At 36.0% G+C, this 19,465-nt stretch carries 19 protein-coding genes; 12 read left to right on the top strand and 7 right to left on the bottom strand.

Annotation, left to right across the window (positions count from 1 at the left end; translation table 11 throughout):
- Positions 1-12: 12 nt before the first annotated feature.
- From SJY44_RS09425 to SJY44_RS09445, 5 genes are all read right to left on the bottom strand, one after another.
- The gene (locus SJY44_RS09425; protein ID WP_396589518.1) at positions 13-1,026 is read right to left on the bottom strand and encodes a hypothetical protein; all 1,014 of its coding nucleotides are present in this window, start codon (positions 1,024-1,026) and stop codon (positions 13-15) included.
- 98 nt (positions 1,027-1,124) lie between these two features.
- The gene (locus tag SJY44_RS09430) at positions 1,125-1,643 is read right to left on the bottom strand and encodes a nuclear transport factor 2 family protein (RefSeq protein WP_396589519.1); all 519 of its coding nucleotides are present in this window, start codon (positions 1,641-1,643) and stop codon (positions 1,125-1,127) included.
- A gap of 314 nt (positions 1,644-1,957) precedes the next feature.
- A complete protein-coding gene (locus tag SJY44_RS09435) occupies positions 1,958-3,124 on the bottom strand; it encodes a serine hydrolase domain-containing protein (RefSeq protein WP_396589520.1) in 1,167 nt (388 codons plus the stop codon).
- A 156-nt stretch (positions 3,125-3,280) separates the two neighbouring features.
- Complete coding sequence (locus SJY44_RS09440) at positions 3,281-4,126, bottom strand: DUF4249 domain-containing protein (RefSeq protein ID WP_396589521.1); 846 nt, start codon at positions 4,124-4,126, stop codon at positions 3,281-3,283.
- A gap of 4 nt (positions 4,127-4,130) precedes the next feature.
- Complete coding sequence (locus tag SJY44_RS09445) at positions 4,131-6,530, bottom strand: TonB-dependent receptor domain-containing protein (protein ID WP_396589522.1); 2,400 nt, start codon at positions 6,528-6,530, stop codon at positions 4,131-4,133.
- A 278-nt stretch (positions 6,531-6,808) separates the two neighbouring features.
- On the opposite strand from SJY44_RS09445, the gene SJY44_RS09450 reads away from it, so the two are divergent.
- The 8 genes from SJY44_RS09450 (at position 6,809) to SJY44_RS09485 (ending at position 12,246) form a co-directional block, all read left to right on the top strand.
- Entirely contained in the window at positions 6,809-7,918 is a 1,110-nt protein-coding gene (locus SJY44_RS09450; protein ID WP_298925119.1) for a hypothetical protein, read from the top strand.
- A gap of 174 nt (positions 7,919-8,092) precedes the next feature.
- On the top strand, positions 8,093-8,716 hold the full coding sequence (locus SJY44_RS09455; RefSeq protein WP_396589523.1) for a hypothetical protein: 624 nt from the start codon (positions 8,093-8,095) through the stop codon (positions 8,714-8,716).
- A 3-nt stretch (positions 8,717-8,719) separates the two neighbouring features.
- Positions 8,720-10,048 (top strand): 2TM domain-containing protein, encoded by a 1,329-nt coding sequence (locus SJY44_RS09460; protein WP_396589524.1) that lies wholly within the window; start codon positions 8,720-8,722, stop codon positions 10,046-10,048.
- A gap of 158 nt (positions 10,049-10,206) precedes the next feature.
- On the top strand, positions 10,207-10,485 hold the full coding sequence (locus SJY44_RS09465) for a 2TM domain-containing protein (RefSeq protein ID WP_298925127.1): 279 nt from the start codon (positions 10,207-10,209) through the stop codon (positions 10,483-10,485).
- Positions 10,486-10,527: 42 nt separating this feature from the next.
- Complete coding sequence (locus SJY44_RS09470) at positions 10,528-10,830, top strand: 2TM domain-containing protein (RefSeq protein WP_396589525.1); 303 nt, start codon at positions 10,528-10,530, stop codon at positions 10,828-10,830.
- A gap of 2 nt (positions 10,831-10,832) precedes the next feature.
- Positions 10,833-11,138: a 2TM domain-containing protein gene (locus SJY44_RS09475; RefSeq protein WP_298925133.1), complete on the top strand. Its 306-nt coding sequence runs from the start codon at positions 10,833-10,835 to the stop codon at positions 11,136-11,138.
- Between the two features lies 1 nt (position 11,139).
- Entirely contained in the window at positions 11,140-11,472 is a 333-nt protein-coding gene (locus SJY44_RS09480) for a 2TM domain-containing protein (RefSeq protein WP_396589526.1), read from the top strand.
- Positions 11,473-11,490: 18 nt separating this feature from the next.
- On the top strand, positions 11,491-12,246 hold the full coding sequence (locus SJY44_RS09485; RefSeq protein WP_298925138.1) for a LytTR family DNA-binding domain-containing protein: 756 nt from the start codon (positions 11,491-11,493) through the stop codon (positions 12,244-12,246).
- Positions 12,247-12,336: 90 nt separating this feature from the next.
- Here SJY44_RS09485 and SJY44_RS09490 read toward each other — a convergent pair whose 3' ends face one another.
- Positions 12,337-13,527 (bottom strand): LETM1-related biofilm-associated protein, encoded by a 1,191-nt coding sequence (locus tag SJY44_RS09490; RefSeq protein ID WP_298925141.1) that lies wholly within the window; start codon positions 13,525-13,527, stop codon positions 12,337-12,339.
- Between the two features lie 169 nt (positions 13,528-13,696).
- Here SJY44_RS09490 and SJY44_RS09495 point away from each other — a divergent pair, with 169 nt between their 5' ends.
- The 4 genes from SJY44_RS09495 to SJY44_RS09510 all read left to right on the top strand — a co-directional run bounded on the left by SJY44_RS09495 (position 13,697) and on the right by SJY44_RS09510 (position 18,773).
- Positions 13,697-14,389: a DUF4331 family protein gene (locus tag SJY44_RS09495; protein ID WP_396589527.1), complete on the top strand. Its 693-nt coding sequence runs from the start codon at positions 13,697-13,699 to the stop codon at positions 14,387-14,389.
- Positions 14,390-14,412: 23 nt separating this feature from the next.
- On the top strand, positions 14,413-15,159 hold the full coding sequence (locus SJY44_RS09500) for a hypothetical protein (RefSeq protein WP_396589528.1): 747 nt from the start codon (positions 14,413-14,415) through the stop codon (positions 15,157-15,159).
- Between the two features lie 77 nt (positions 15,160-15,236).
- Positions 15,237-16,511: a tetratricopeptide repeat protein gene (locus SJY44_RS09505; protein ID WP_396589529.1), complete on the top strand. Its 1,275-nt coding sequence runs from the start codon at positions 15,237-15,239 to the stop codon at positions 16,509-16,511.
- A 12-nt stretch (positions 16,512-16,523) separates the two neighbouring features.
- Positions 16,524-18,773 (top strand): TonB-dependent receptor, encoded by a 2,250-nt coding sequence (locus SJY44_RS09510; RefSeq protein WP_396589530.1) that lies wholly within the window; start codon positions 16,524-16,526, stop codon positions 18,771-18,773.
- A gap of 105 nt (positions 18,774-18,878) precedes the next feature.
- Here SJY44_RS09510 and SJY44_RS09515 read toward each other — a convergent pair whose 3' ends face one another.
- Positions 18,879-19,409, bottom strand: coding sequence for a mechanosensitive ion channel domain-containing protein (locus tag SJY44_RS09515; RefSeq protein ID WP_396589531.1), 531 nt, complete (start codon positions 19,407-19,409; stop codon positions 18,879-18,881).
- Between the last annotated feature and the right edge of the window lie 56 nt (positions 19,410-19,465).

Here is a 19,465-nt window from a genome sequence, read left to right on the forward strand (position 1 = left end):
TCATTTCTTTTATTACAATATACTATCAGATTTCATGATTTTGATAAATTCTTTGGTAAAGATATCGGCATCTCGTGCAGATAGATGCGACCATTCTGGTAGATGAAACCCTTGCAATTGGGGGTAATCTTCAAAGTGATAGGCTTTCACATTAGCTTTTTCCACCAATTCTTCCCAAAATTTGCCTCTGGGTGTAACGTTGTTTTCAAAATCCCTTAAGTAGCCCATAGATGGACAACGCAACAGGATTACAGTACCGCCTTTTTCTTTAAATTTTTTTAAATCTTCAAGAAAAAAAGCCATAGTTGATTCTTTATCTGGAGGTGGTCCTTCACCCGACATAAAAAATTGCCATACATTTTTTACGGTGTTTGCAAAAGTTGTGTCAGTTTCCATGCGTTTTTTCATCCGAACATTTCTATCGAGCCGTATGTTTTCAAAAGAGTGAAACGGAGGCATTGGATCAAAAGTTCGGTTACCAATTTTCACCTTGCCCAATAGTTCTTTTAAATTGAGGCCATCAACACCTTCAACCTCACTTATAAATGCTAAAGAACTTTGAAGAGGGATTGATAGTTTGTGATTTATACGTTGTGCATAGGTGCGATCATGAAAATGATCTACTCTAGCTTGAGGCCAAGCCCAAGGTGGAGCCTCTGGGTAGGTAGTTGAAAAAAATAATCCAGGAGTCACACCTAGTACAATTGTACCATTAAAGGGAGAGGTGTTAACAACATCATGAAAAAATGGCAAAGGAGAACAGCCCCCAGATGACAATTGTACTGGCTTATTTCCAAGCATTTTTTTCCATACGTCCAATTGGATATCAAAGTGAACCCTGGAAGAGCCAATAAGAACAACGTCTTCTTTAGACAGATTATCAACTTTAGAACGTTCTTGTGCCCAAAGGGCATCATTGTCATCAATTGATGAAGTGAATCCTTGGGATCGCCAATATAATTCCCATGCAACTAGACCCATTGCTCCGAGTATTAGGGCAATGATCAGTGATTTTTTTAACTTCATTGTGCTTATTGGATAATTAAGTTGGACATAAAAAAGTAGAGGCATTTTTATGCCCCTACTAAAATAAACTTGTTTTAGTTGTAATTAATTTATAGTAGTTATTCTTCTGATGCATTTTCTTCGGCCATTTTGGCTTCGGCTTCAATTTGTTGCAGTGTCAATACAACTTCTGAAGGATCCCAATACCCTACTTCTCGCACAATTTTTCCTTCTACAAATTGATAGGTCAAATGAATAGGAATTGTAACCTCCTTGTTGTTGGCAGCCAAAGTTCCTTTCCAATCTAACCAGCAGTTTACCCAAGTTTCCCCATCATCGGTAACTACCATTTCATATTCTTGATCTTCTTTTTGAAAGCTTCTACTGGAATAATTGGCATCCGTCTGTTTGTGATAGTCCATAGTTTCGTTAGGAGACATGGGATTATCTTTTGTATTATAGTACGTTTTTGAGGTGTCCGCATACATACTAGTATCAAAAGCCTTACTGTCATAATTGGCAATCAATTTTTTAATCGTATCAATTTCGGGTGAGTTTTGAGTGTACCGTTCTGGCCCTTTAGGCAGACATGCAATGAAGAGACATGCGACAATGCTCAATAGAAATACTTTTTTCATAATGTTTGAGATTTATAGGTTGATATTAAGTTGAATCAGCTACTCGTAAAGCGTACTACATAACTTGCTTAATTTCAAACATCATGAGCCAACTTACGCAAATGCAAGTAAGAGTCTACTTAAAAGGGGAACAAACCGAGAAAGAGTGGGGGATGTTAATAATGAATATCTCAGTTATCTAATGTAGTAAAAATCTGGTAATGAATTGGTTAAACTGATGGTTAAATGAGATTTGTTAATAAAAACGGCATGTTTAGCATGTTTTTCTTACAAGTACAAACGTATTTTATTTCTTGATTTATTGTTAGCCATTTTTATGGCTGAGCTATTGCTGGGTATATAAAATCTGCCACCAATGCTTCGGAATCTTTTTTCAATGTCCAATTATTATAATTGCCAGCGGTGATTACAACTATCAAATCATTTTTTTCGTCAATGAATATTCGTTGGCCACCATTACCAACTGCAGTTGGAATCAAATGATTTTGATTTTCATTGATAGTTATGGCCTTAAATATCCAAAATTGGTACCCATATCCTACATTGTTGTTTCTACCAAACCAAATATGCGGCTGTTTGGATGTATGTACCCAATCTTTTGATAGTATCTGTTTTCCGTTCCATTGACCTCCATTGGCATATAGCATTCCAAACTTCATTAAATCTCTGGATGTCAGTCTGAGGCCCGATGCTGCTGCAGGTAGATTAATATCAGGAAAATGAGTCCACTCAGAATTCTCAATGCCCAGAGGTGAGAACAAATATTTCTTTGCAAATTCATGAACGTTCAGCCCACTTGTTCTTTCAATTATAGATGCAAGCAGTTGCGTGGTACCACCATTATACTCCCAGACTTCTCCAGGAATGTTTATTATTGGCCTACTAAGTACAAATTCTATGGGGTCATCACTAGAAGTCATAAGAATTTCACTATTTGTTGGGTCAGTGTAGGGAACATTTTCATTCCATTCCATCCCTGTGGTCATAGTTAGTAAGGTTTCAATGGTAATTTGGGAACGTAAACCGGTATCATATTTTTTGTGTTCTGGATAAAAGTCAAAAACGCTTTGCGTCAAGCTATCAATCCTTCCTTGTTTTAATGCAATGCCAATACAAGCTGCAACTATGCTTTTTGAAATACTTCTCACATCATGCAAACTATCTTTATGATGATCAATTATTCCTAAATCATCCCCCCATAGTTCATCCTTGCCCTTGAAGTAGTTTTCGTAAACCAACTTTTTATTTTTAAGGATTAAAACACTGTGGATGTTTGGATAAATTCCTGTTTTAATGGAATCCTCCATTTTTTTAATAAAGAGGGAATCAATATTGTTGTCGGCAAAACCGCCTATGGGAAACTCAGTTTCAATCTCTAGGGGAGCTTTAGCTACTTTTGTTTTTTTGGTGTCATTACAGCCTGTTAAAAAAATGATTACTGACAATAGAAGAATGCAGAATGCGGTTTTGGTTGGTTGCATTGGAGTAGTGTTTTGTTTATAAACTATCCAAAAGACAATAGGTGATGGCAAATGTTACAGTTAATGCTGTTTTTTTTAAATGAATAAACATTGTAGACAAAAAAAATCCCAAAGCCTAAAAAAAAGACTTTGGGATCAACCAACCTAAAACAAAAATTACTCAAACGTATAACTGCTTTTAACCATTTCCGTAACCCTAAAATAACCGTATGGAACATTATCGGGATTATCCTCATTTATACAATTTCCAACTAAAGCCACAGGTGTAGGGCTAAATGGATCTCCTGCCCCTTCAAACTGTTCTATTAAAAGTTGCAGGTAGTTGTAATAATCTTCTGAAGCGCTTAAAAAGACAATGTCAACAATATCTCCTGGTTTAAATTCTACAATATTGTCTTCTTCATCTTCTATTTTTTCGTAATAAAAATCAGCCTCATTCCCGTTAATGAACTCATCTTTTATGTAAAAAAGCTCAGGTAATAAATCAATGCGACCTTGAAAACGCAAAAAGTAATAGTTTTCTTCGTCTACAGGGTCTACGAATGAAACGTTTACTTCAAGGACTTCATCGTCTTCACCTTGGTCTTTGGATTGTGTAATGGATGAAATATCAGTAACCGGAAATAAAGTTTCAGTAGCTGTATATCTTTCGTTCTCGTATATAACTTCTAACGAGTAGGTATCGCCAATAACAGGAATGAACGAAGATGTGGTATATCTACCATTATTCTGGTCTTCAAAAACAAATTCTGTGTTATCGTTGGTATTTGTTACCCTCACTGTTGCTCCAGTGACTCCATTATTTTGCTGATTATCAAAAAATGGGGTAGAAGTACTAAGTAAGATAGTCTGCTCGTTACCTGTTGTCCCCTTTTCCCAATCAAGAGATGCTTCAATGGTAAGTCTAATAGGACCTTCTGGAATATCAACATCAACAACATCTGTGCATGATGCGCTTATCAATATTAGAGTAATGAATAGGATTTTATGATATAGTTTCATCGTTTTAAAATTTAAAATTATAAGTGACAGAAGGAACAATTCCGAAGATCGCAGTACGTGTTGCCTCATTGGCACCTGTTTCAAAGTTTTGACCAAATGAGATGGACGCAGCATTCTTTCTATTCAAAACATTATAGATCCCAAATACCCATTCGCCTTTCCACTTTTTGTCTGGCCTTCTATTTGGTTTGTAAGTTGCGGAAACATCTAAACGATAATAGGCCGGTAGTCTATCAGCGTTACGGTCAGAATAACTGGCAATGGATATGCCCTCATACTGATATTGCCCGTTAGGATAGGTTACAGGTCTACCAGTTTGGAAAATGGCATTTGTTCCAAAGCTCCATTTATCATTTAATTGATATGCTCCAGTTACCGAGATATCGTGAGTTCTGTCAAAAGGAGTGTTGTACCAATCTCCATTATTGATTCCTGGCCCTCCTGCATTTCCTCCAAATGTTCTTTGTTCAGATTTAGATAGCGTATAAGAAATCCAACCAGTAAAAGGGCCTTCATTTTTACGTAGTAATATTTCTAGCCCATATGCTCTGGACTCACCATTTAAGATTTCAGTTTCAATGGTATTGTTTCCAATTAAATCTGAACCGTCTATATAATCAATACGATTGTCAACGGTTTTATAGTATACTTCTGTTTCTAAGGAATACATTTTATCCTTGAAGTTTCTAAAATAGCCAAGCGCATATTGATCAGACAGCTGAGGCTTTATGTATTTTCCACTTGGTGTCCAAACATCGAGCGGAGTAACAGAAGATGTATTTGATAAAAGATGAATGTATTGTGCAGCTCTTGAGTATCCTAACTTAACAGAAGAATAATCATTGAGTTGATACGCCAAAGCCAATCTTGGTTCAAAATTGCTAAACTTTTTGATGCTCTCACTTTTCTTGAAAGTAGTTTCACCAATAGGATCTGTCCTCTGGTAAAACTGTAAAGCGTTGTTATAAACCAATGGTTGATCATTGGCATATTCAGATATAGGTTGACCGCCCATTCTGTTAAAATGACTGAACCTAATTCCGTATTGAGCAGTTAATTTATCAGTTAGTCTATGCTCTGCATTAATGTATGCAGCACTTTCAAGTGCTCTTTTTTTGTCTAACTGTAGTTCATTAATGGCAGAATCTGGCCCAGTGGGTTTTATTTGCCCTGGATCAAACTCATACTTTATGGTGCTGATTCCAAAATCTAACTTGAACGCATCACTGAAGTAATATTTTAAATCGTATTTGGCATTGTAGTTTTTGATGGATGAAATCCAATCAAAATCAAAGTCATCAATACCCAATTCATAATCATACTTGCTATAAATTAAAGAGAGGTTGGAAAACAATCTATCATTGAAAATATGATTCCACCTTAAGTTACCGGAAGCATTTCCGTAACTACTGCTAAAGGATCCATCAAAGTCGAAGACATCACGCCCAAAATACCCTGAAAGATATAATTTGTTGTTTTTGTTGAGGCTATAGTTGGTCTTTAGGTTAAGATCATAAAAACTAACACTGTTTTTCTCTCCTGCCAATTTTAAAAGCAAATGCGCGTAAGACCCTCTACCTGCAACAAGGAACGAACCTTTGTTATTGAACATTGGGCCTTCTGCTGCCAGCCTGCTGGATATTATACCAACCCCACCGGTTAATGCAAAGTTTTTACTGTTGCCATCTTTTTGTCTAACGTCCAATACAGAGGAAACACGACCTCCAAATTTTGCAGGAATACCGCCTTTATAAAGTTTTAGATCTTTTACGGCATCTGCATTGAAAACAGAAAAGAAACCCAACATGTGTGATGTATTATATATAATGGCTTCATCCAGTAAAACGAGGTTTTGATCTACCGCACCACCTCTTACATGAAAACCACTGGATCCTTCACCATTGTTGGTAACACCAGGCAAAATTTGTAAAGATTTTATAACATCTACCTCTCCCAAAACAACGGGCATCTGCTTAACCGTTTTTATGTTCAATTTAGAAACGCTCATTTCGGGCTTCCTTAAAATTGCACGTTCTGGCTCTTCTGCGGTAACTTCTACTTCATCAAGTTGCGTTGAAGATTCCTGTATTTCAATATTGATTTTTTGATTTTTGTCCAAAACAACTTCCATAGTTATTTCTTTGTAGCCCATATGCGAAAAAACCAAAGTATAAGAACCCTGTGGGGCACTTATAGAATAAAATCCATATTCATTGGTTATGGCTCCAATAGTTGTTCCCTCAAGGAAAATGGAAGTTCCAAAAAGGGTTTCCCCGTTCATTTTGTCCGTTACGTTTCCGCTGATGGTAAAATTGTTTTGTGCATGGGCCATAGTAGAACCCAATAAAAGGCACAAGCCAATCAATAACCGAATTGGTCTATACCTTTGCTTTTTTTTCTTCATTTGTTTTTGTTTTTTGATTTATGAATTTGAATCAAATCATACTTTGACTTGTTCCACCTAATGACATTTCAAAATGGAAAGGGTTGCATGTAATTGAAAAGAAAAATTTGTGATAGGATATTGGAACTAAATTTCAAACCCCGATTTCAAAAACCTAAGTGGCAATGGCTTTGGAGATTAGGCGTTCATATGGACTGAAATGTCGTTTAGCTAAGAATAAGATGTTAGCTAAAAAAGATTAATTAAATTCAAATCCGATAACACAAAAAATGGTCAGAATGAATAAGTTTCTAATACTAATGGCGGTCGTTTTCTCTTTGGCTGCATGTACCGAGAAAAATAAAATTCCTGTATACGCTTGGATTGGAGGACCTGGTGATGCTACAGATGAACAATTGGCATCCCAATTTTCTGACCTTAAAGAAAAGGGCATAGATGGATTAATGTACAATGGCGGGCATGATCCTGAAACATATAAAAGGGTTGGGAAATTGGTAAAAGCATCTGGGATGGAGTTTCATACATGGATTCCAACGATGGTGCAGGGCAAAACCCCCAAGATAAAGGAAGAATGGTATGCGGTTAACGGCCTTGGAGAATCTGCTTTGGAAAAACCAGCGTATGTTCCTCACTATACATTTCTTTGCCCAAGTAAAGAAGGAGTTTATGATTTTTTATCTGACTTATATGGAAGTATTGCTGACTTAGAAGAGGTGGATGGTGTACACTTGGACTATATCCGTTTTCCTGATGTTATACTGGCTCGTGGGTTATGGGATAAGTATGGACTGGTCATGGATAAAGAACATCCCCAATTTGATTATTGCTATTGTGATGAATGTACATCAGATTTTAAAGCAAAATCTGGAATCGATATCAAAGAAGCTGAAGACCCTTCCCAAGTTGCAGAATGGAAACAGTTTAGATATGATCTAATTACTACAATGGTCAACCGCTTAACTGATGTGGCGCATTCTAAGAATAAAAAAATAAACGCAGCGGTCTTTCCGGGTCCTACCATTTCAAAAAAACTGGTAAGACAAGATTGGGGCAAATGGAACTTAGATGCTGTATACCCTATGAACTATAATGACTTTTACCTTAAAGGTCCAGAATGGGTAGGCGAAATGACAAAAGAAGAAGTTGCTGCCGCAAAAAATGGAGTGCCAGTGTATAGTGGATTGTTTATTTGCCCAAACCCTGAAAAGAAAGGAAGTGAAAAAGACCCCGAAAACCATGGTCTCTTGCCTGAAGAAATTGGAGATGCAATTAGAGCATCAATGGAGAATGGCGCCAAAGGAATATGCTTGTTTACCCCGGATAGAATGACTGAAGCTCATTGGGTAGCATTTGAAGAAGCCATTTATAAAGATTATAGTATTCAGTAATTAATTTGTTTAGTAGCGTAGTGCAAGCCCGGCAACTCATTTAAGGTTGCTGGGTTTTTTGTTTATAGAGCAAAACAATTCATCCCCAAAAAACTACAGTTCGGTAATTCTTTCTGTTTAAACACTTTTGCTAAGTGCAATTTTGTTGAAACAATAATCAAAAAACGAACAGTTATGCAAACACTGGCAAAAATTTTAGTCTTATTATTTATTGGCGTTATTAGCGCACAGGATCAATATTCCAAAGGAATGGAAAAGGCCTTTGAACTCTGGCAAGATCAGAAACCTATAGAGGCCTCTAACCTGTTTGAGCGTATAGCAATGGCAGAACAAGACAATTGGTTGCCCCATTATTATGTGGCACAGATAAATACAATTAGCTCTTTTGGGGAAAAGGATTTTGAAAAATTGTCGAAACAACTGGAAAAGGCCAAAGAATTTTTAGATTTGGCTAAGGCCATATCACCAGAGAATCCAGAGATATTAGTGCAAGAAGCAATGATAAATACAGCTTGGATTGCATATGATGGTGCAACTTACGGAATGACCTTATCAGGGAAGAATGTGCAGCTCTACCAGCAAGCCTTTGCCATTGCCCCAGAAAACCCTCGTGTAGTATTTTCCAAAGCAGAATGGGATATGGGAAGTGCAAGATACTTTGGGCAAGACACTGCGCCCTACTGCAAAGATGTGGAAAGAGCTTTGGAACTTTTTGCTACCTTTAAGTCCGAAACACCATTCTATCCTGGATGGGGAAAAGACAGAGCTGAACAGGTCTTGGAGCAATGTAAATCATAGAATATGAAAAGCTTTTTGAAAGTTTTAGGACTTTCTTTAATAATCACAGTTTTTATTGCCATTCTTAGCATTTTTGTTTTTGGGAATGGTGATTTTTCTTTAGAATATATCACACAACAAGTAGTGATAAGTTTTGTTTTCTCATTTGGTTTGACAGCTGTGAATTCTTATTTCCATGATTTTTTAAACCGTCGTTATAAATGGGAGGATAGCCCCCGAAAACGTTTATGGATAGGCGCTATTGGAGCTCTTGTACTCACACTTGTCGTTTTTGGGTTTTTACGTTTTTGTATTTATTATTATTTCACAGGGAATACCATTTTGGTATTTATCGAGAATGAGAAAGAGCAATGGGATTCTTATATCGTTGCTTTAATAATTACATTAATTGCCTCATTGTTTACTCATGCCTTCTATTTTTATCGTGCATTACAAAAGAAAGAGGTCAAAAAACAAAAAATCATTGCTGGTACTGCTTCAGCTCGTTTTGATGCACTTAAGAATCAATTAGATCCACATTTTCTCTTTAATAGTTTGAATGTATTAACCAGTCTAATAGAAGAGGATCCAAACCAAGCACAGAAATTCACCACTTCATTATCCAAGGTCTATCGATATGTCTTGGAACAGAAAAACAAAGATCTAGTAACTGTTGATGAGGAACTCAATTTTGCCAGAACCTATGTGAGGTTACTTAAAATGCGTTTTGAGGACAGCATCGTTTTTGACATCCCTGACAAATCAAGTATGCCGGAAGCAAGAATAGTTCCCTTGTCCTTGCAATTGTTGCTTGAAAACGCTGTAAAGCATAACGTGGTCACTGCTTCCAAGCCTCTTCATATTAAAGTGAGTGAGGAAGAGGGAATGCTTGTGGTAAGTAATAATCTTCAAGAAAAGCAAGTAGTCAAAAAAAGCAGTGGTGTAGGGCTTCAAAATATAAAACAACGCTATGAGATTTTAACGGATAGGCAGGTGAACATTGCTAAAACAGCTTCTAGTTTTAGTGTAGCGATACCTATGCTAACCACGCAACTATCTGTAATGCAAACGCAACAAACACATATTGCTGAGAAACGATACTTGAAAGCCAAGGAACGTATGAAGGCAATAAAAGATTTCTACACCAATTTAATTACGTATTGCATTGTAATTCCCTTTCTGTGGTGGTTAAATTTAAGGACCACGGACTTTCTATGGGCTTTGTTCCCGACCATAGGTTGGGGATTTGGGGTTATAGCGCACGGTATGGAAGCGCATGGTTACAATCCACTCTGGGGCAAACGTTGGGAAGAACGAAAAATTCAAGAGTTGATGGACAAAGATGATTTTTAATTCTCTTTATAAAGCTCAGTTTCTTTCCATTTTTATTCCGATTCCACAACTCATCCATCAAAAATAACAGTTCACGAATCTACTTTTCTGAGAGTCTTCCTATATCACGAAGTTTGATGTGTAATTAAAAAATGAATAATCAATCAAAAACATACATTATGGAAAACTTAAATGAATACAAGTTTAAAAGAGCAAAAGAAAGAATTAAGAAATTGAAATCCTTTTATTCCAACTTATTGATTTACTGTATTGTAATTCCAATTTTAGCGTATCTCAATTATAGCACAACAAGTTTTCCATGGGTCATTTTTCCAGCTGTAGGTTGGGGAATAGGATTAATTAGCCATTGGATGTGTACCTACGGATATAATCCGATATTAGGTAAAAACTGGGAAGAACGTAAAATAAGAGAATTTATGAATCGGGAAGAATTCTAATGAATCAGTATATTTAAATGTAGATTTAGTAAAACAACCAACATGGAAAACTTAAATAAAGAAAATAGATATATAAAGGCGAAAGAGCGAGTAGACGTGCTTAAAAAATTCTACGCCAATCTTTGGACATATATTATGGTGATTTCGGCCTTGGCCCTAATCAACTACTTAACAAATGGATTTAGGTATATGTGGTTCTTATGGGCTGCTTTTGGATGGGGAATTGGAGTTCTTTTCCATGCCATCGGTACTTTTAACTTAAACCCATTTTTTGGCAAGGGTTGGGAAGAAAAGAAGATTAAGCAGTTTATGCAAGAGGAAGAGGGTACAAAAAAATGGAAATAGTCATGGAAAATTTTGAAAAAGACAAGCTAAAACGAGCCAAAAAACAAGTTGAGGAACTAAAAGGCTTTTATATTCACTTGGTTATTTACGTTGCGGTAAATGCATTTATTCTTGTAAATATATATTTACGCTCAGACAATTTTTGGGAATGGGGCCATTTTGTTACGCTATTTGCATGGGGAATTGGTATTTTCTTTCACGCTTCAAAGGTTTTCGATTTCAATCCACTTTTTGGAAAGAAATGGGAAGAGAAGCAGATTCAAAAATATATAGAGGAAGACAAAAAAGAAATGGATAAATATAAATAAGATGGAAAAAATGGAGACGAGTATGGAGAGTGCCAAAAAAAGAGTGGCCAAGCTTAAAAAGTTTTATTCCCATTTATCTATATACATAATAGTCAACCTTATTCTGTTGGGCATTAAAGCTTACTTTCTAGGGTACTTTGAAAGTAATGATATACAAAATACAGATTTAACACAATGGATAAACTGGAATATAATATCCACCCCCATAATCTGGGGAATATTCCTGGCCATACATGCTACAAAAGTGTTCAGCCATCCTTTAGTTAAAAAATGGGAAGAAAGACAGATTCAAAAATATATAGAAGGGGAAGAGAGCGATATCCCTAAATTCTAAACTCTTTAAACTTAAAAAATGAACGTAATCATTATTGAAGATGAAAAACCAGCAGCTAGAAGATTAAATCGTTTACTCGCAGAATTGAATGTAGATGTTTCCACGATGCTTCATTCTGTTGAAGAATCAATTGAGTGGTTTCAAAATAACCCACATCCAGATTTGATTTTTTTGGACATTCAATTATCTGATGGTCTTTCCTTTGAAATATTTGACTTTATTGAAGTGAAAAGTGCTATTATTTTCACCACGGCTTTTGATGAATATGCGCTTCAAGCATTCAAGTTAAATAGCATTGATTATTTACTAAAACCTATAGACGATGAAGACCTTGAAAGTGCGGTAAAAAAGTATCGAGATTTTAAGCCAGAAAGTCAAAGGATTTCTGTTGATTTTAATGATATAAAAAAGTTGTTGGTCAACCCTCTGGAACGTGAGTACAAAAAACGATTTACGGTCAAGGTAGGGCAGCATCTAAAAATTATAAATGCAGATGAGGTAGAATGTTTTTACAGTGAGAACAAAGGCACATATGCAGCAACATCTGACGGTAGAAATTATTTATTAGATACTACATTGGAGCAGTTGGAAGGGGAGTTGTCACCAACGGTTTTCTTTAGGGTGAGTAGAAAATTTTATGTGAACATAAATCATATAAAAGATATCATTTCTTATACAAATTCGAGACTGCAAATCAAGCTAAATCACTTTAATGAGCAAGAGATTATTGTGAGTAGGGAGCGAGTAAGGGACTTTAAGTTATGGTTGGAATAATGATTTTTAAAAAATTGATTATCAATATAATGAAGTATTAAATAAACAATCATCAATTTTTCTTATAGCAGCTTTTTTAGTTAAAAAGCATTAGTTTTCATCAATACGGTTGTCATCAAAAGCAGAAGGTAGTAATTTAGGAATTAACTTGATGAAAATAGGTAATAAAACGGCGCCTCCAGGTAACATGAAAATGGCCAATGAGGGAATGGTTTTGAAAATGTCCAGTAGCTGGTTTTGAACTTTTTTCTTTTCTTCTTTGTTTAATTCCTTTACTGCGGATTTGGATAATAGGGTTACTAGTTCTTTACTTTCAGTGAGCTCTTTTTTTAATCTTTTACTATTTCTTAAAATTAATTTGCTCACATTTTTGGACATTCCATCATAGAATTGAACAGCCAAATTTTTATCCTTTAAGTAGCTAATTTTATAGCTATTTTTTTTAAAGAATTCTTTAACAAAATCCAATGAAAATTTTACTTCTTTTTCAGACTTTTCCAAGTCAATTCCAAGACCCAAAATATAATCGGATTCTGTATAGTCCAAAGACTTATCTTCCCATATGGTTAAGCAGGCCATATCCAAAAAATAATCCTTTTCACACGCAGTGAAATTTTGCTTCAATAAATCTCTATAGGTGCCATCTATTTTTGCTTCATCCAAGTTTATGTATGTTAAGGAGGAAGCTAAAAGTTGGATAAGTTTAGCATCCGCTTTATTCTTTTCTTTGGAATTTAGCGCATGGTACGCAATGTTAATAGTCACATATTCCAATAACTGCGCATGCTCCATTATAGAGGTATACCCCTGAAGATAAACCCTGAAAATCAATATATCTACATATAGCAATGAGTTGGTAAGGCTATTGCCAAAAGCTCTGTTAAATGCATTCCCTTCTAAATAGATTCTAGTGTCTATGAGCTTTTCTAACTGGGATTCGGTTTGCTTTCCGGTCAATATCTTGTTCAGAAAAGATATTTTACTCACTTCCAAAGATTGATAGTACTGAAAAACAGTGTTTACAAAGAGTTCAAAGTCGGCTTTCCCTTTTTCAAATCTAAAGGTAAAATAAAGAGCAGTGAGCAAATTGATCTTAGCAATTTCATCTTCGGTCAATGTATGTTCTACATCAATAAATGAAGGAATATCTAAATGTATGCCATAGACAAATCCATTCCTTTTCAATTCTTGGTACAAACTTTCAAAATCAGGAAAACATGCTGCTTCTTTTTGGACCAGATGCCCAAACTTGTTAATCCAACCAGAAGAAGAGGGGTTCATTAGGTTATCGTTTGTGATTCAAAATAACGCAAATTAAAAGACTTATTACCAAGAACTGTCAACCTTTTACCTTAAAAAAGATTAAGATTTTTTTAACATATAAAAACCAAACCCTCTTTTCAAAGGTTCCGTAGGTAGGAACGTAATAAACATAAAAAGTAAATTAAAAATGAGAAAAACAACTAAGTATTTAACAGGCATGGGGGCGTTGGTCCTTACAACAATAGCGTTGGTGGCTGCGGATCATATAGATGCGCCTTCTTCTAGAGGTACCACCGCCGATATTGCTGATTTTTTTGCGTTTGAGCCAAGTGAAGGTTCGGATAACACCGTTTTTATTGTAGATCTTCAATCTGATGTCTTACCAGAACTCGCCTATGGTAGTTTTGATGAGGATGTTCTTACGGAAATCAACATTGACTTGGATGGGGATTTGGTGGAAGATAAAGTTATTCAGACTATCGCTAGAGATGGTAAAATGTATTTCTTTGGACCTGTTGCGCCTTCTGCAACTGGATTAAGTAGTCAGGTTTTAACTGATGCCGCTCTTGGCAATGTAGAGATATCTGGATCTACACCTATTGTGGAAACTACATCAGATGGTGTTTCTTTATTTGCGGGGCCTAGACAAGATCCTTTTTTCTTTGACTTCTTTCAGTTCAATGCGGTAATCTCTCCAGAAGTGGATTCCGCTCCAGGTGGGTTTTTTGCCCCTGAAGAAGCATCAGATGCATTTGATGGAGCCAACACACTTTCCATTGCCATTGAAATTCCAAACAGTATGCTAGGCATCCCCACTGCAACAAATGCACTGGGACTCAATGTATACAAGACTTGGGTGACAACGAACAAAAAGCAATAATTAAACATCTTAAATAAAAGAACATGAGACTTAAACAGATTAAAAATATATTGGCTTCACTATTTATATTGAGTTTGGTGGTGGCCTGTAATAATGATGATGATGTAATGACGCCAGATGATATGGCGATGGACGATGACATGATGATGGATGATGATATGATGGGCGGCGATGATATGATGGGTGTGGATTTTTCTGGAACCTTTGATCAAGTAGATTTTATGGGCAGACCAGGAATCAACACTACTTTGAGTTTTGATTTGGATGGTCAACCAAGTGTGAAAGATGCGCATAACGTATCTATCCCATCAGAGATGGTAAGCATCTTTCAAGCAGGTTTTGAAAACAGATTGGAACAGTATCATGATGTGTATGCCAATAAATTAGGCTTGGACCCGACTGCGGTAAACTATGAAAACAACATTCTTGGGTTGGATATCACCACACTCACTACAGTTTTAGCTGCGGATGTATTGGAGGTAGCTCCAGACTTACCAACTACGTACTTTAATCCAGGTACTGATTTTGACAATGACGGACGCATTTTGGTTCCAGATGGTGACGAGGTGGCTTTAACGGGAAGAACTCCTAATGACGATATTATTGACGTGTCGTTGATATTATTCTTTGGAGGAGCAGAAGGAAACCGTTTCAGTGGACAGGACTTGGATGATGACGGTATGTCAGACCTACCTAGATTAACTTCAGATGGAGTAGGCTTAACAGCTGATATTTCTACAACTTTCCCTTATTTAGGAAATCCTGAGTAATTGCTATGAAAGGGAAGGGGAGAGGACAAAGTCCTCTCCCCTTAATTAAAACAACAACTACAACAAAACATACAAAAATGAAATATGCACTATGGTTTTTAGTGGTAGTTCTTGTGGTTTCTTGCCAGCAAGAATCAAACTTTAAAACAAACAAAAAAGATTATAACCGTTACTTAGTGGTTGAACCAGTAAAAACGACTTCAAAATATTTTGAACTATGGAACTCCAAAATAAAACAGGACAGTTTGCAATTATTGAGTTTCGGTAATGTTGCGAGCGAGTATAATCGTTTTTTTCAAAGCACAGGGGATATACACTATTTAAAAAAAGCAGAACAAGCACTCACAAAAGCTGTAAACATAGCGGCGATTGGCAAAGCAGGATATAGAAGGGCACTAGCGCGTAACTATATATCACAACATAGATTCAAAGAAGCTTTGGAATTGGCCGAATCTGCTCTTGATTTGGGAAGTGGGCTTAAAGAATCCCAAAGTTTATTATTTGATATCCATTTGGAGTTGGGCAATTATAATGAAGCAGAAAAATACTTGGACAGTATTCAAAACATGTCAGACTTTGGGTACTTAATTCGATTGGCAAAATGGAACGACCATAAAGGAGATTTGAATACCACAATCCGTTTAATGGAAAAGGCTGCTAACAAAGCAGAATCCTCAAAGAACAGAAGTTTGTTAATATGGTCATATACCAATTTGGCGGATTATTATGGGCATGCAGGGCGTATTGAAGATTCATATCAAAACTATTTAAAAGCTTTGGAACTGGATAATCAAAATGCATATGCAAAAAAAGGAATTGCTTGGATAGTGTTCTCCCATGAAAGAAATGGAAAAGAGGCCCTTCGCATTCTGGATGCGGTTTTAGAAACCCATAAATCACCTGATTACTATTTGTTGAAAGCTGAAATAGCCGAGTTTATTGGTGATGAATTGCTTAAAATGAAAGCTTATGATGACTACTACATTTTAGTGCAAAATGAGGCATATGGTGATATGTACAATAGCTACAACATAGATTTTTATTTGAACGAATTACAAGCTAACGATAAAGCATTGGAATTGGCCAAAATAGAAGTTGAGAATAGACAAACACCAGAGTCATATGATTTATTGGCCTACAGTTTTTTCAAAAGGGGAGAAAAGGAAAAAGCCTTGGAACTTGTTGAAAACCATATTATTGGTAAAACTTTTGAACCAACAATTCTGCAACATGCAGCTGAAATCTACAAGGCCAACGGGACCAAAATTAAGGTTGCAGAATTGAAAGAAGAACTGCTAGGGGCTATTTATGAGTTAGGACCAAATAAAGAAAGCCAAATTCTTAATTTATAGACTGTTTGATTGATGAAAGGCAAGAGAATATTTAAAAAACAAGGGTTGTTGATGCAGGTTTTTCTATTATGTGTATGGCCTATGTTTTGCCAAACCAGTTTTTCAGGAAAAATCATGGATGATATGGGCAAACCAATTTCAGAGGCATATGTTGTCAATAAAACCAGAAAAATATTTTGCTACTCAAATGTAAGCGGGAAGTTTAAATTGGAAGACACCAAAATTGGTGACTCCCTTGAAGTTGGTGCCTTAGGATATAAAAAAGAATTAATTCTGGTAACCAATAAAACTTTAAACACTGATTTTTTAATTGTTATGAGTGAAGATACATATCAACTTAAGGAAGTTATTGTGCGCCCTACTCTCAACATATTAAATGAGGTTGTAGATGTTGATTTGGCAATGACCCCCGTTAAATCATCTCAGGAGATTCTAAGGAAAGTTCCGGGCTTATTTATTGGTCAGCATGCTGGCGGAGGAAAGGCGGAACAAATGTTCCTCAGGGGCTTTGATTTGGATCACGGCACGGATATCAGCATAAATGTAGATGGAATGCCGGTAAATATGGTCTCTCACGCTCATGGCCAAGGGTATGCGGATTTACATTTTTTAATACCCGAAAGCATTAAAAGTGTAGATTTTGGGAAAGGCCCATACTACGCTGAAAAGGGGAATTTTAATACTGCCGGTTACGTAGATTTTGAAACCAAAACTATTTTAAATAAAAACGTTGCAGAGATACAACTGGGTAGTTTTGGATTAAAAAGAGGCTTAGGGATGTTTAATGTTCTGAATACGAGTAATGACAAAGCATATATTGCTTCTGAGATTATCACTTCTGAAGGGTATTTTGAATCACCACAGGATTTTGAAAGAATTAATCTCTTTGGTAAATACAACCATTTGTTTTCGAGTAGTAGCAGATTGACAATAGCTGCAAACCATTTTCAAAGTACTTGGAACGCTTCTGGACAAATTCCTGAAAGAGCTGTGGCTAGTGGATTGATAGGTAGATTTGGCAGCATAGATGATACGGAAGGAGGTACAACTTCGCGTACATCTATCAACCTTGGTTTTAGTAAGGCTTTTGAAAATGATATTGCTTTAAAGTTGGCTGCATTTACCAGTAACTATCAATTTCAACTATTTTCTAATTTCACATTTTTCCTTAATGATCCGGTAAATGGTGATCAAATAAAACAAGAAGAAAATCGTTTTGTCTCAGGCCTTAATCTAAATCTTAGTAAGACTATTTATTTAGAGGATAAATCGCTTACAGTCACAACTGGAACTGGTCTTCGCAATGACCGTATCAAGGACAATGAGCTTTCACGTACCCTTAACAGAAATACAACTCTTCAAAACATTCAATTGGGTAATGTTTCAGAAAGAAATGCTTATGCGTTTTTATCTGGAAAATTTAAATGGAATCGTTGGTTGGTGAATCTCGGACTTAGACTAGATAGGTTTACGTTTGAATATTCAGATTTTCTTCAAAATTCACCTACTAATGAAAAAACTGGAGATGTTCTTTTCACTCCCAAATTCAATATGGCTTATACTCCAAATAACAGAATTCAATTTTATTTAAAATCTGGAGTAGGGTTCCATAGTAATGATACCAGGACCATTTTACAAAATACAGATCAAAAACTTCCAAAATCTTATGGAGCGGATATTGGAATTATTTGGAAGCCCATTGAAGGCTTATTGTTTAATGCAGCATTATGGACGCTTCATTCAGACCAGGAGTTTGTTTATGTAGGTGACGAGGGGATAGTGGAACCAAATGGGAAATCTGCTCGTTATGGAGTGGATTTGGGATTACGTTCGCAGATAAACGAACATGTTTTTTTATATGCTGATGTTACCTATAGCCACGCACGAAGCTTGGAAGCTGAAGAGGGTATGGATTACATTCCTTTAGCACCTGGTTTTACCCTGTCTGGAGGTTTACAGTTGTCAAAAATGAAGAACTTTTCAGGAGGACTGACCTATAGATATCTTGGGAATCGTCCTGCCAATGAGGATTTTTCAATTACTGCAAACGGGTATTTTGTAACCGATATGAGTTTAAATTATGCAGTTAACAATAATATCTCCTTAATCTTTGGTATAGAAAATATGTTCAATGCAAAATGGAAAGAAGCGCAATTTGTAACAAACTCAAGATTAGCGGGGGAGGAAAGATCTGTAGAGGAAATTCATTTTACTCCAGGAACGCCATTTTCAGTAAGGACAGGGCTTAGGTATGTTTTTTAGAGGTAGGGTAACTTGAGTTTACAATACACATATATATTATAAAGGTTGTTGTTTGGTTGTAGGTTGTTTTTAAATGCGCCATGGTTTTTGCCGTGGCGTGTTTATTCAACTTTCAATTGTATTCACTTCTTCATCGGACTGAAGAATTTCAATACCCTTTTGGATTACCAAATTGGTTGGAATGGAAATCTTTCTTCCATCATCTGTTCTCATAAAAAGGTAAAAACCGCTAATGTCCTCCACTTTTCCTGTCCAATCAAAATCTTTGTCCATAACTCTGATCCTGTCTCCCAATCGCAAAGGATGGCTAAAAAACAAAATAACACTTGCGGTTAAATTTGAGAGTATAGACCATTGTGCAACAAAGCCAATACCCACTATGGCTAGGATAGAGGAAATGAAAACTGAGAATTCTTGTAGATTGACACCCCAGATTAAAGTAATCACTACTATGGCCAATCCATAAAAAAACAAATTACTGAGATAGAAGATAATTTTTCTATTGTTCATGTTTATAGCACTCGTTCTACCAAATCTCCGTATTGCTCTTTTACTTAAAGAATTCAACACCAAAATGACAACCAACAAGATGGCCGTAATTAAGATTTGAGTTTTGTATAATGTCATATCCTGCATAGTGATTTCATAGTTTTAAATATTGCAAATTACCCATTTATATTTTCTTGTCTAAG

Source organism: Allomuricauda sp. R78024, from assembly GCF_044596045.1.
Taxonomy (GTDB): Bacteria; Bacteroidota; Bacteroidia; order Flavobacteriales; family Flavobacteriaceae; genus Flagellimonas.

Bases quoted from the DNA above. Each gene is read 5' to 3' on its own strand.
- SJY44_RS09425 (WP_396589518.1), bottom strand. From the start codon at position 1,026: ATGAAGTTAAAAAAATCACTGATCATTGCCCTAATACTCGGAGCAATG.
- SJY44_RS09430 (WP_396589519.1), bottom strand. From the start codon at position 1,643: ATGAAAAAAGTATTTCTATTGAGCATTGTCGCATGTCTCTTCATTGCA.
- SJY44_RS09435 (WP_396589520.1), bottom strand. From the start codon at position 3,124: ATGCAACCAACCAAAACCGCATTCTGCATTCTTCTATTGTCAGTAATC.
- SJY44_RS09440 (WP_396589521.1), bottom strand. From the start codon at position 4,126: ATGAAACTATATCATAAAATCCTATTCATTACTCTAATATTGATAAGC.
- SJY44_RS09445 (WP_396589522.1), bottom strand. From the start codon at position 6,530: ATGAAGAAAAAAAAGCAAAGGTATAGACCAATTCGGTTATTGATTGGC.
- SJY44_RS09450 (WP_298925119.1), top strand. From the start codon at position 6,809: ATGAATAAGTTTCTAATACTAATGGCGGTCGTTTTCTCTTTGGCTGCA.
- SJY44_RS09455 (WP_396589523.1), top strand. From the start codon at position 8,093: ATGCAAACACTGGCAAAAATTTTAGTCTTATTATTTATTGGCGTTATT.
- SJY44_RS09460 (WP_396589524.1), top strand. From the start codon at position 8,720: ATGAAAAGCTTTTTGAAAGTTTTAGGACTTTCTTTAATAATCACAGTT.
- SJY44_RS09465 (WP_298925127.1), top strand. From the start codon at position 10,207: ATGGAAAACTTAAATGAATACAAGTTTAAAAGAGCAAAAGAAAGAATT.
- SJY44_RS09470 (WP_396589525.1), top strand. From the start codon at position 10,528: ATGGAAAACTTAAATAAAGAAAATAGATATATAAAGGCGAAAGAGCGA.
- SJY44_RS09475 (WP_298925133.1), top strand. From the start codon at position 10,833: ATGGAAAATTTTGAAAAAGACAAGCTAAAACGAGCCAAAAAACAAGTT.
- SJY44_RS09480 (WP_396589526.1), top strand. From the start codon at position 11,140: ATGGAAAAAATGGAGACGAGTATGGAGAGTGCCAAAAAAAGAGTGGCC.
- SJY44_RS09485 (WP_298925138.1), top strand. From the start codon at position 11,491: ATGAACGTAATCATTATTGAAGATGAAAAACCAGCAGCTAGAAGATTA.
- SJY44_RS09490 (WP_298925141.1), bottom strand. From the start codon at position 13,527: ATGAACCCCTCTTCTTCTGGTTGGATTAACAAGTTTGGGCATCTGGTC.
- SJY44_RS09495 (WP_396589527.1), top strand. From the start codon at position 13,697: ATGAGAAAAACAACTAAGTATTTAACAGGCATGGGGGCGTTGGTCCTT.
- SJY44_RS09500 (WP_396589528.1), top strand. From the start codon at position 14,413: ATGAGACTTAAACAGATTAAAAATATATTGGCTTCACTATTTATATTG.
- SJY44_RS09505 (WP_396589529.1), top strand. From the start codon at position 15,237: ATGAAATATGCACTATGGTTTTTAGTGGTAGTTCTTGTGGTTTCTTGC.
- SJY44_RS09510 (WP_396589530.1), top strand. From the start codon at position 16,524: ATGAAAGGCAAGAGAATATTTAAAAAACAAGGGTTGTTGATGCAGGTT.
- SJY44_RS09515 (WP_396589531.1), bottom strand. From the start codon at position 19,409: ATGCAGGATATGACATTATACAAAACTCAAATCTTAATTACGGCCATC.